The following is a 12,239-nucleotide window of genomic DNA, read 5'->3' on the forward strand; positions in this document are numbered from 1 at the left end:
GCTCTTTGTCAAGTAGTGGGGTGGGTATTCTGAATGCCCACCTTTTTAGCTTTTTCAAGCATACATTAAATGTTATTAATGTATATTATAGGCAATCAAATCTAAAAAAACTAATACCACTTTTGCCCACTCATATAGTGGGTTTTTAAATATTCAACTTTTTCAACTTATCTACCACAACTGTACAAAATCCTCTTCCTGAATCTTTCAAAATTCCTGTATCCAAATCCATTCCTCTTTAATACTTTTATCTTGTTGTTAAAACCCTCTGTCGTACTATTCGTATATGGAACATCAAATGCATTTACTATCTCAGAAAACCAGCTCCTAAAAACCTTTACACATCTCATAAATTCAGAAAGTCCACTTTGCTCTGCTCTCTCTATCCACTTTTTTAATACGAGTCTTGCTTCTTCAGAATTACTGCTCTTTAACACTCTCTTAAATTCTTCTTTGAGTTGATGGGCTTTCCTCAAATCTTGACTATACCAAAACATTACTTCTAATTCTTCTCTTTGCTCAGGCTCAAGTTCTTCATAATTCTTCAATAACAACTTCCTACTCCTCTTAAAATATCTCCTCAAATTACTTCCTAATTCCTTTTGTACCCTTTTCCTCACATTTTCTAAAGCCCAATAAACGTATCGGGTAAAATGAAATTTGTCTATCACTATTTTAGCGTTTTTAAAATATGTTTTTGCTACCTCTACAAATGGTCTCCACATATCACAGATAAAATATTTTACTTTATCTCTACCTTTCAGCCTCTTAAAATACTCAATTAAAATATTTTGCTTTCTATCTTTCAAAATCTCGATTATTTGCCCTTTTACAGGATCTACAAATATACATTGATATTTTGCTCCACCTGCATTGCCTTTAAACTCGTCTACACATATTGCTTCAGAAGAAAACTCATCTACAGTTTGACCTGGATTTACTTTATCAAACAATCTCATAACTGTTGTCACTGAAACATTTGTGTATTTTGCTACCTCCTTCATACTTGTTAAACTTCCAAGTTGACTTATAATATATGCTGCAAGTCTATTTGTCATCCTTTGAGATTTGCCTAAAAAACTTATGTGTTCAAAAAACTTCTTCCCACATGCTTTGCAGACATATCTTCTCTTTCTTATAATCAAATATGTTTTCTTGCCCATTATAGGTACGTCTTTTACCTTCTGTGTGTGATAATCATGTACCTTACTTGTAATATTACCACATTTAGGACATTTGTGGGGCTTTTGTACCTGACTTATGTGAAGTTCTATTTCACTTTCATTCTCATTCATTTGGTGAAGAATAATATCTTTCGATTTTAAAAGTTCAGTGATATAATTAGATTTGAGCACTTATTCTGGATGCCTCCTTTCTTTTTGAGTGTTTTTTTTGTCATAAAACAGTTTTTATTATAGCAGGCATTCAGAATAAGTGCTATATTTTTTCCTTTTTACCCACCCCAATATTTATTATAGAGCCAGTTTTTTCTTTTCACTCATTTCAACGGGACCTCCTTATTCGTATCTAATTCTTGGATCAACTGCTGCGAGGAGTATATCACCAACGAGGTTACCGATTATAAGTAAAACTGTACTAATTACTGTACTTGCCATAACAACGTAATAATCTTTTTGTAGAAGGGCTTGATAGGTTAACCTTCCAAGTCCAGGCCATGAGAAGATTGTTTCTGTAATAACTGCACCACTGAGTAATCCTGCCAAACTACCACCAAACATTGTAACAAGGGGGTTAATAGCATTTCGTAATGCATGTTTATATATAACAACCCTTTCGGGCATTCCTTTCGCTCTTGCAAATTCTACGTAATCTTCATTAAGAACATCAAGAAGAGTACCTCTTTGGTATCTCATTAAACCGGCAAAACCACCAAACGTAAGTGTAAAAGCGGGTAATTGCAACCTCCAAAAGATATCTTTAAATGCATTCCAGACATCGAGTCGAGATGTTTCGGGACTGTACATTCCACCTATTGGGAACCAGCCTGTTCTTGCGGCCATGTAAAGTAAAACAAGCGCAAGGAAAAATCCGGGAAGCGCTAATCCACTAAATGCTATAACTGTTAGTATTTTATCTGTAAGGGTATATTTTTTTAACGCTGAAACTACACCTAATACAACACCGATTATCCATGAAATAACAAATGAATAAAGTGATAGTACAAAAGTTCCAAGTAGCCTTTCTGATATAAGACTTGCTACAGGACGTCTATAGTAGAAAGAGTAGCCAAAATCTAGTTTAAGTAATTTTCCAAACCAGTAAAAATATTGTACTACGGCTGGTTTATCAAGTCCAAGTTCTTTTTCCATCGCTTGCAATGTCTCCTTTGAGACAGAAGGGTCAAGCCTGTACTGATCTAAAAAATCACCAGGGGATAGTTGCATGAGGGTAAAAACAATTACTGTTATTATCCATAACTCTGGTAGAAGTATTATAAGCCTGCGTGCTATGTACTTAATCAACCCTATTCACCTCCGAAGATTATTAAAAATGCTCAATTAAAAAAGTCAATTAAAAAAGTCAATTAAAAAAGTCAATTAAAAAAGCATGATTACTATTAATAAACGCGGGGCGGGATGCCCCGCGGTTGTAATGTTTTAATAATGTGTAAAAACTAAATATTATTCTTCTTTATAGAGCCAGTCAAGGTTCCAAGTTGTTCCTCCCAAGAGTGTTATTTTAACGTTCTTAATTGTATTTCTCCATGCAAAGAGTCTTAAGCTGTTAACTGTGTAAATAAGTGGTATATTTTCAGATGCGAGTTTTTGGAATTTTGCCCAGTAGTCTTTCACAACATTTTCGTCAAGGATTCTAACGTTTTCTTTGAATATCTTATCAATTTCTTTTTCAAAATCTGGTACCCAGTAAATTTTTGGATCAACCCAGTTTGCATTTTCTGGCGAGAGGTTCCAGAAGTGTAACGAACCGTCAAGTGCCCATACGTTTCTTCCACCTTGTGGTTCATCTCCACCTGTTAGACCAATGATTATAGCATCCCAGTCGCCAACGTTGAGCATTCTGTTGACAAGTGTGTTGAAATCACCAGGTACAAATGTGATATCCATACCAAGTTGTTTTAGAGCAGCTGCTATAATGTTACCTATACCTTCACGGATTGTGTTACCGGCGTTTGTTTCGATTGTGAATTTGACTGGTCTACCTTTGCTGTCTATGAGTTTTCCATTCTTGTCCCAGCTAAATCCACCGAGTTTAAGTTCTGCTCTTGCTTTATTTAAATCGTATGGATATTTTACTGTGACTTTCTCGTTGTAGAATGGTGAAGCCATTGAAACTGGTGACCATTGTTCAATTGCAAGACCGTTGAAGAGTGTATCAATCATCTTTTTCTTATCCATTGCGTAAGCGACTGCTTTTCTGAAGTGTACATTTCTGAACCAGTCTCTCTTTGCCTCGTCTTTGTTGTTCCAGTTGAATGTTATGAATTGTGTACCATATGCTGGACCATATGAGAGAACGGTTATGTTGAATTTCTTTTCGTTTTCTTTAAAGTAGTTAAATTCTGTACCTCTTGGTGAGTAAATATCAACTTCTCCTTTTTCAAATGCCAATTTTTGTGCATCTTGTGAAGATATAATTTTGTAAACTACTTCTTTCAAATATGGCAATTGTGTTCCGTTTTTATCTTTCTTCCAGTAATTCGGATTTGCTACAAATCTTACGTATTGGTCTGGTACATACTCTACTGGAATGAATGGTCCTAAACCAACAATTTCTTTCTTATTGATTGAATCGACTGTCCAGAATTCTGCGAATTTTTTGTTTTTAACCCAGCTTTCGGCCTTGTGTTTTGGGAATATGTACATTCCGCCAAGGTATCTGAGAGCAAGCCTAAATGGTTCTGGATAGTACATTCTAACTGTGTAATCGTTTATCTTTGTTGCTTTTGGTAAGTAATTATTTGTACTCTTTATGACATCTTTGAATGAACTTGGGATATCTGGGTTTGTGTAAATATCGTTGAGTGTGAAGACAACGTCATCTGCTGTGAATGGTGTACCATCACTCCACTTTACACCTTTTCTAAGGTACCATATAATTTCCATACCGCCATCTTTTGTTAGACGTGGACCATCCCATTTTTCCGCGAGTGCTGGATAGAACTTACCGTCTCTCGCATCTCTTTCGATAAGTGTTCCACCCCAGCTCATGAACATGGCAATGACATCAGAAGAACTTGTTTCTTTGGACACTGTGTCGTTAACTGTTCTTGGACCACTAAGTGTTGGAAGAATGAGTGTCCCACCTTTTTTACCCGTTGCATCTGCACCGATGTAGCTTGCAGCAAAAGCGAAGAATACAAATAAAGAAACAAGAAGCGTTACGAGAACCTTCTTCATACCTACACCTCCCTTTTATCTACCAGGTAGCACGAAACCTGGTGATTTGAAGAAACTGATTTCATTTGTGGATATTCTTTTTCACATATATCCATTTTAAATGGGCACCTTGGATGGAAGAAACAGCCACTTGGTCTTGCTATTGGGCTTGGTACATTACCTGTTAATATTATACGTTTTCTCTTCTTTTCTATTGCAGGGTCTGGAATTGGTGATGCTGATAATAACGCTTTTGTATATGGATGAATAGGATTGTCAAATACTTCATTTACATCTCCCATTTCCACAATTTTTCCAAGGTACATAACAGCAACGTTGTTACTAATAAATCTAACGAGTGCAAGGTTATGTGAGATAAATACATATGTTAATCCAAGCTCTTGTTGGAACTTCAAGAGCAAATTTACTATTTGTGCTTGAACAGACACATCAAGTGCAGAAGTTGGTTCATCAAGGTATATTATCTCTGGGTCAACGCTAAGAGCACGTGCGATAGCAATTCTTTGTTTTTGCCCACCACTAAATTGGTGTGGATATCTATCCATATGAAATGCTTTTAAACCAACCATCTTCAAAAGTTCAACCGCTTTTTCGTTTGCTTCTTGTTGATTTTGAACAATTTTGTGGAAGAGCATCGGTTCCGTAAGAATTTGTCCAACTGTCATTCTTGGATTAAGAGAACCAATAGGGTTTTGGAAAACTATTTGCATTTTTCTTCTAAATGGTAGAAGCTCTTCTCTTGACATTTTTGAAATATCCGTACCAAGGACTTCTATTTTTCCATCTGTTGGATCAATCAATCTTAGCATTACTCTTGCAGTTGTTGTCTTTCCACAACCAGATTCTCCAACCAATGCGAATGTTTCCCCACGCTTTACTTCAAATGAAACATCGTCAACTGCTTTAACATCAGCAACATGTTTCTTCATTAGAAATCCTTTGTATATGGGAAAGTATTTTTTTAGGTTTTCTACTTTAATTATTACTTCGTTATTTTTTTTATCAGGCATTTACATCCCCTCCGGCTTCTACTGGGTTAAAGCATCTTACAAAATGTCCTGGTTCTAATTCTTCAAATTTTGGTAGTTCTTTAGTACATTTATCTAATCTTCTTGGGCACCTTGGTGCAAATGGACATACGTCGGGAACATCTATCATTCTTGGCGGTTGTCCGGGTATCGCTTCAATTTTATCTTGTTTTATATCAACACGTGGTATTGATTTAAGAAGCATATTTGTGTAAGGATGCATCGGTTTGTGGAAGATATCTTCAGCTGGACCAAGTTCCATCTGTCTTCCACCGTACATGACCATAACCCTGTCAGCCATAGCAGATATAACCCCAAGGTCGTGAGTTATGAATAGCGTTCCTGTTTTTAATTCTTTTTGTAAATCTTTCATAAGTTCAAGGACTTGTGCTTGTATTGTAACGTCCAAAGCCGTTGTTGGCTCATCAGCTATAAGTATTTTTGGATTACATGAAAGTGCTATAGCAATTACCACACGTTGTTTCATTCCACCGCTGAACTCAAATGGGTATGAATTCATTCGTTTTTCAGGTTCGGGTATTTGAACTTTTTCAAGCATCTCGACAGCAAGCTTCCAAGCAGTTGGTCTATCGACATCTTGATGTTGCATAATCGTTTCTATAAGCTGGTCACCTATTGTATATAACGGGTTAAGTGATGTCAACGGGTCTTGGAATATCATTGAAATTTCTTTACCTCTTATTTGTGTCAATTCATCTTCGCTCATTTTAACTATGTCTTCTTCTTTACCACGGCCTCTATATATAACTTGACCTTGGACAATTTTACCAGGATGATGGATAAGTCTCATAATACTTCTAACTGTTATACTCTTTCCTGATCCGGTTTCGCCAACTATCCCAAGAACCTCATTTTCGGAAAGTTCAAAGGAAACATCGTTAACAGCTTTTAATACCCCTTCTTCTAAATAAAACCAGGTACTAAGGTTTCTAACGCTGAGTATCGATTCCAAAACTACCAAGCCTCCTTATATAATTATATGATATTAGAAAGGAAGTTAAAAAATATTTAGTTCAAGTTTTTTTATCTATATTTTTAGTATATTTTAATACTAGCTTCTTAAGCGACACATTTTACCTCTTTTTATTATATCATATTAATTTTAACTAAATCAACTTTACTTTTTTCAAATATAACATAAAATTTGAGATTTCTAAATTTCTAATTTTGCTGTTTTCCGTTTTCCTTAAGTATGCCAGCCTAATTACAAAAAAATTCAATATAATTTAGAGTAATTCTTTGTTTAGATATTTTAAGAGCGTCATTACTTTCAGCGAGTATTCTTCCCTTAACGGTGATATATTACCGTAGTTGCTGAGTAATTCTTCCTCAAAAATTGGAATTTTAATAGTCCCAGAGGAATGGATTATCTCAATAAAATTAACTTTTGCCACAGCATCACCCATTAATGAAGGAAAAAATATTCTATCTTGAGAGAGGTTTGCGGAAACAATGTTTGATAAATGGACTAAATAATAACCTGATATACGGTAATCTTTTGAGTTTATACTAACTTCGGCTTCTATAATGTAAAGAATATCATTTTTAATTGTAAATGAAACCAAGTAGATTGGTATAAAAATTTTTGGAATACCTTTCACTGATTTTACATAAAATTCCTGGTTCATCCAAGGTCTAAAGGATACAAAGTCAGCTATCAATTTACCATCTTTAGATTTAATATTGTCGAGGAAATTTTTCTTAACTTCTTCAAGGTTCATTTCAAATTTCTTTTTGTTTGGAAACTTTATGAAGTACATTAAGATGAAAGGGATAGAATAAACAATTAAAACGAATGCAATCGAATTTTTTGCAAAATGCACTAGATAATTGTATTCTCTTAAGTATTTGATTTGCTCAACAAAGCTTAAATTTACCAGGAAAAGGAAAATCCCAACAAGGAGTGTTATGACAGAACCTATTGGAAATTTTTGAAAGAAGTATTTATCAGAATGCATGCAAGTTCCCCCCATAATATAGATGTGTTAAGGATAAATTTAAATTTTTAGCTAACTTTAGTTAAACTAGTTAGTCTAAATCAATTCTATTTATGAATTCTTCGTATTTTCTGTCGATTTCTTCTTTTTGTTTTTTTATCATCGTTAATTTTTCTTTTGCTTTTGTAAGTAGTAATATTGCTTTTGAATAGAGCTCTATCTGTTTTTCTATCTCCAATTCTGATGATAGAAAAGTCGTTTTTATGAATTCAACTAATTCCATTAGTTCTTTAAAGGTTAACTTTTGAATGTCTTCTTCAGTCATATTTAGTAATTTTTCGACGCTTTTAATTTCCATTATCTATACCTCCATATATCTTTATATATTTTTATCGTGTTTAAACTTTAATCTTTTCCGGAAATAGTTGCCTGTGCTTTTCCGTCGATAAAGTTTATTATAACATTTTCTCCTGTAGATAGTTCTTTTTTGCTTTGAATAATCTTTCTACCTTTTAAGACCACCGCTCCACCGAAAGATAACGCAGAAAGTGGCCCACCAATTTTTACGAATTCTTCTTTTTTCTCTTCAACTAAATTAGATAAATTTGAATACTCTTTTTCTAAGGTATCTGAAAGTTTAGTGTATCGTTCTACTTGTTGATTGATATTGTTAATTTTTAGCTCTAATGTATCTTTTAAGTATTTATAGTCTAGCATTAATTTTTTTGAAAATTCAGATATATCGTATTTCATCTTTTCTGAAAGATTTTTAATAAAGTCCATAGATATCATTTTTTCGTATTCTTTAAGTGAGAATCTTTTGTACAAAACTTCGGCACTATCAATTAATTCCTCTTCTACAGATTGAATTTTGCCTCTGAATATTTCTTTTACTGTTTTATAATTTGTATCACTCAATTTGGCATTTAGTAGTTCTATTGCATTTTCCATGTATCGTGATAAGTCTGATACATTTCTTTCAACTTTATCTTGATAGCCTTTTATTTGATTTGATATTTCTTTGGCTACAGCTGTTGGTGTTGGAAATCTTCTCCAAGCAACGAAATCAGGGATAGTTTCATCTTTTTCGTGACCAATTCCTGTCAATACTGGAATGAAATTATTCATTTGTGCTATCCTTCTGGCTAAGTTGTAGTCGTCAAAGTACATTAAATCGCTGGGCCCACCCCCACCTCTTATTATAACTATAACATCATATTTTACCATAAATTCTCTGCAGAATGTTTCTATTCTGTTTAAAGCTGATATAACTTCCTCTGCGGTTGTTGCGCCTTGCATTGATGATTCGTAAAGATGAATCACCGGCCTTAATTCATCAGGAACGAGTATATTAGAAAGAAAATCGAAATATCCCTGAGCGGTTTTCGATGTTATTACTGCTATGTATTTTATTGGTTCTAGTTCATCTAAATTGTGTAAAACCTCCATTAATAGTCTTTCTTTTTTTAATAGTTCTTTTATTTTTTGACGACGTTGTAATATGTCTGATTCCCCTTGTGGAGCTATGGAATCCGCCCAAAAACTAAATTGCGCTCTATCTGGATAGAATGAAAGTTTTCCTTGGAATTCCCATTTTTTGTGTTCTAATTCGTATTCAGACTTTAATCCAAGAGAATTTAGCACAATTTTTGTTAGGTTTTTCCAAAGTATAATAGTTAGTTCTGTTTTCTTTCCATCGACAGTTTCCTGAGAAACGGTAATATACAAAGAGCCGTTGTAAGGTTTAACCTTAACAACATCAGCAACGAATTTAAAGCGCAATTTTAGTAAGTCAGTTTCTCTAAGTCTTAGTTCTATGTATTCAACGAATTCGCGTAATGTTTGAAACTCTAACAAATAAGAATCACCGTATCGGAATGGTATACTCTCCATCGTTCCCAACCTCTATACTCACATTTTTTGTTGAACCATCAATGTATGTGATACTAAAGTTCCAAGTTCTATTCCTTACGTTATAGTCAGCTTGCTTTGTCTTAATTATTATATTATTTTCTTTTATGAGAATTTGTTTCAAGTTGTATTCTCTTTTTTTGTACCCTAAGCTTATTCCGTCATCTTCGTAAAAATATGACATTATTCTGGATTTACCATCGCTGAAAACGTTCCAAGATATTGTGTCAACTTTCAACATATCTACGTAACTTTGTGGTTCCATAGTAGGTATCGCTGTGTTTATAAGCTGAAACGCAGGGATATATTCTATTGGGGTATTAACAATCCTCCATCCGTTTTTATAAATATTTCCGTCAAATAAGTTAATTGCGGTTTTTGGAAGCCAAACGAGCCTTTTCTCAATGTTAGGTCTATCGACTGGCGCGACTAATATACTATCTCCAAACATAAACTCATCTTCTATTTTTAACGCTTCTTTTTTTGAAAAGTCATAAAATAGAGGTCTTACTAGCGGAATGTTTTTCTTGATACCGAGCATGTACTGAGTATAAATGTATGGTATCAATCTGTACCTGAATTTTATAACATCTCTCAGTATGTTCTTTACTTCTTCACCAAATTGCCATGGCTCTTGTCTTTTAGTTCCTATAGCTGAGTGATTTCTAAACATTGGAGAAAACACGCCAAGTTGCATAAATCTTATAAGTAGTTCTGCGTTTACATCACCACCGAAACCACCAACATCAAATCCAGAATAAAATACTCCCGCAAGACTTAGCGAATTTATTCTTATTATCTCTTGTCTGATATGTTCCCACCAACTGTGGTTATCCCCTGTCCAAACTCCACCGTACCTTTGAATACCAGAATAAGCCGACCTAGAAATTAAAAACGGTCTTTTGTTAAGGTCTTTTTGTATCATCTCGCTTGTTGCTTTTGTCATATTCAACCCATATGTGTTTTTAACCTTCCAATGCGGTGTGCCATCTAAATGAACTATATCATCACCATGCCCCTGTCTGCCTATTTCACCTATAGAACCAAGTGTGCCAGCTAATTTAATTCCATCTTCTAATTTAGCATTTTTTAATTTTTTCCTAGCTTCTTTTATGTCATCTTCAGTTGCAAATATTGCAATTTCGTTCATATCATTCCAAAAACCATCTATACCATCTTCGAGATATTTTTTTGCATTTCTTGCCCACCAAATCCTGACTTTCTTATCTCTGAAGTCTGGGAACCTAACTCTTCCGGGCCATACGGCACCCTCGAAATCTCCACCGTAAATATCTTTTAAAAAATACCTTCCATTACCGTTTTCAAATATTTTATAAAATCTTTCTACTTTGACGCCCGGATCAAGTATAGAGATTACTTTAAATCCTTCTTGATGTAGTTTTTCTAACATTTCTCTATAATTTGGAAAGTTATTCTTATTCCAAGTGAAGACTTTGTAATCTTGCATGTAGTCTATATCAAGGTAAATGACATCACATGGTATATCTTCTTTTCTAAATTTGTTTGCTATATCTAAAACTTCATCTTGAGTCATGTAGCTCCACCTTGATTGTTGATAACCAAATGCCCAGATAGGAAATGCTATGTTTTGTCCAGTAAGTCTGAGATATTGTTTTAATATTTCTCGTACGTTTTTCCCAGTTATTATATACTGATTAAATCCTTTACCACGTATTTTAAAAGAAATAGTTTTGTCATTTTTCGAATCTATATCAATTTCCATCCATCCTGGGTAATCTGTGAAACAACCATAAACTTTATTAAAATCTTTTGATATGTATACAAAGAACGGAAAACTCTTGTAAAGGGGATCTGCTGATGGATGGTGTGTGAAATTATCTGTATTCCAAAAAACATACCGCCTTCCTTTTCTATCAAGCGGACCAACTTTATCACCAAACCCGAAAAAATATCCTTCGTTTTCTATACGTCTTTTTAATGTTATATATTCGCCATCTACCTTATACTCTATATCTTTGAATAATTCGGAAAAATCGTTGGGTGAAGTTTCTTGAAATACATACCTGACAACTGCCTCACTATTGATGTCCGGTTCTCCATAAGTGATTTTGTATATCATAAATTTACCTCCGATATTAGCAGTTAATAATCATGTTATCTATCAATCTTGCCTTACCTACAAAAACAGCCAACGCAATTATTACTTTCCCTTCTATTTTTTCAATTGGTTTCAATGTCTCTTCATCAACGATTTCTACGTAATCTATTTTCAAAAGTGGATGATTAAGTATCTCTAGCATAGAGTTTTTAATCTTTGATACATCTCTCTCTCCGCTTTCTATCAATTCTTTCGCTTTTAAAAGGGATTTATGCAGTCTTGTTGCTTCCTTTCTTTCTTCTTCGTTTAAATAGACGTTTCTTGAAGACATGGCAAGTCCATCTGATTCACGAACAATTGGCATTTCAATCATTTCAACGTCCATATTAAGATTTTGGACCATCCTTCTGAGTATTCTAAATTGCTGTGCATCTTTTTGACCGAAATAAGCACGTGTGGGTTTCACTATGTTAAATAATTTTGTGACGACTGTGCATACACCTCTAAAATGTCCAGGCCTTTTGGCGCCGCATAGATATTTTGAAAGTTCAACTTCATCAACATATACGGAATAATTTTTCGGGTACATTTCTTCAACGCTTGGATAGAAAACATAATCTACATTTAAAGGTTCAAGTAATCTTAAATCCCTTTCCAAATCTCGTGGATATCTGTTAAAATCTTCGTTAGGACCAAATTGAGTAGGGTTAACAAATATACTTACAACGACTATATCGTTATCTTCCCTGGCTTTTTTTACGAGACTCAAATGTCCTTCGTGTAAATAACCCATTGTTGGCACAAAACCGATAGTTTTTCCCTTATTAATAGCTTCTTTGGATAATCTTTTCATTTCATTTATCGTTTGAACAAGCCTCATGTT

General features: G+C 34.2%; 10 protein-coding genes. All 10 read right to left on the reverse strand.

Annotated elements, in window-relative coordinates; genetic code table 11:
* Positions 1–167: 167 nt before the first annotated feature.
* Positions 168–1,355, reverse strand: a complete 1,188-nt coding sequence (locus FNOD_RS08140; protein WP_011993536.1) for an ISL3 family transposase — start codon at positions 1,353–1,355, stop codon at positions 168–170.
* 162 nt (positions 1,356–1,517) lie between these two features.
* A complete protein-coding gene (locus tag FNOD_RS08145) occupies positions 1,518–2,483 on the reverse strand; it encodes an ABC transporter permease (RefSeq protein WP_011994710.1) in 966 nt (321 codons plus the stop codon).
* A gap of 159 nt (positions 2,484–2,642) precedes the next feature.
* Positions 2,643–4,379: an ABC transporter substrate-binding protein gene (locus tag FNOD_RS08150; RefSeq protein ID WP_011994711.1), complete on the reverse strand. Its 1,737-nt coding sequence runs from the start codon at positions 4,377–4,379 to the stop codon at positions 2,643–2,645.
* A 2-nt stretch (positions 4,380–4,381) separates the two neighbouring features.
* Entirely contained in the window at positions 4,382–5,389 is a 1,008-nt protein-coding gene (locus FNOD_RS08155; protein WP_011994712.1) for an ABC transporter ATP-binding protein, read from the reverse strand.
* The gene (locus FNOD_RS08160; protein WP_011994713.1) at positions 5,382–6,380 is read right to left on the reverse strand and encodes an ABC transporter ATP-binding protein; all 999 of its coding nucleotides are present in this window, start codon (positions 6,378–6,380) and stop codon (positions 5,382–5,384) included. Before FNOD_RS08160 ends, FNOD_RS08155 begins: the two co-directional genes overlap by 8 nt.
* A gap of 274 nt (positions 6,381–6,654) precedes the next feature.
* Positions 6,655–7,386, reverse strand: coding sequence for a hypothetical protein (locus FNOD_RS08165; RefSeq protein ID WP_011994714.1), 732 nt, complete (start codon positions 7,384–7,386; stop codon positions 6,655–6,657).
* A 70-nt stretch (positions 7,387–7,456) separates the two neighbouring features.
* On the reverse strand, positions 7,457–7,723 hold the full coding sequence (locus FNOD_RS08170) for a hypothetical protein (RefSeq protein ID WP_011994715.1): 267 nt from the start codon (positions 7,721–7,723) through the stop codon (positions 7,457–7,459).
* Positions 7,724–7,770: 47 nt separating this feature from the next.
* A complete protein-coding gene (gene xseA / locus FNOD_RS08175; protein WP_011994716.1) occupies positions 7,771–9,258 on the reverse strand; it encodes an exodeoxyribonuclease VII large subunit in 1,488 nt (495 codons plus the stop codon).
* On the reverse strand, positions 9,230–11,377 hold the full coding sequence (locus tag FNOD_RS08180; protein WP_011994717.1) for a glycoside hydrolase family 31 protein: 2,148 nt from the start codon (positions 11,375–11,377) through the stop codon (positions 9,230–9,232). The genes xseA and FNOD_RS08180 overlap by 29 nt, the downstream gene beginning before the upstream one ends.
* A 16-nt stretch (positions 11,378–11,393) precedes the next feature.
* A complete protein-coding gene (gene panC, locus FNOD_RS08185; RefSeq protein ID WP_011994718.1) occupies positions 11,394–12,236 on the reverse strand; it encodes a pantoate--beta-alanine ligase in 843 nt (280 codons plus the stop codon).
* Positions 12,237–12,239: the final 3 nt, after the last annotated feature.

It is taken from the genome of Fervidobacterium nodosum Rt17-B1 (assembly GCF_000017545.1).
GTDB lineage: Bacteria > Thermotogota > Thermotogae > Thermotogales > Fervidobacteriaceae > Fervidobacterium > Fervidobacterium nodosum.

What these genes read in the sequence shown, in the direction of transcription:
- FNOD_RS08150 (WP_011994711.1), bottom strand. Translation starts at nt 4,379, where the DNA reads ATGAAGAAGGTTCTCGTAACGCTTCTTGTTTCTTTATTTGTATTCTTC.
- FNOD_RS08155 (WP_011994712.1), bottom strand. Translation starts at nt 5,389, where the DNA reads ATGCCTGATAAAAAAAATAACGAAGTAATAATTAAAGTAGAAAACCTA.
- FNOD_RS08165 (WP_011994714.1), bottom strand. Translation starts at nt 7,386, where the DNA reads ATGCATTCTGATAAATACTTCTTTCAAAAATTTCCAATAGGTTCTGTC.
- FNOD_RS08170 (WP_011994715.1), bottom strand. Translation starts at nt 7,723, where the DNA reads ATGGAAATTAAAAGCGTCGAAAAATTACTAAATATGACTGAAGAAGAC.
- xseA (WP_011994716.1), bottom strand. Translation starts at nt 9,258, where the DNA reads ATGGAGAGTATACCATTCCGATACGGTGATTCTTATTTGTTAGAGTTT.
- FNOD_RS08180 (WP_011994717.1), bottom strand. Translation starts at nt 11,377, where the DNA reads ATGATATACAAAATCACTTATGGAGAACCGGACATCAATAGTGAGGCA.
- panC (WP_011994718.1), bottom strand. Translation starts at nt 12,236, where the DNA reads ATGAGGCTTGTTCAAACGATAAATGAAATGAAAAGATTATCCAAAGAA.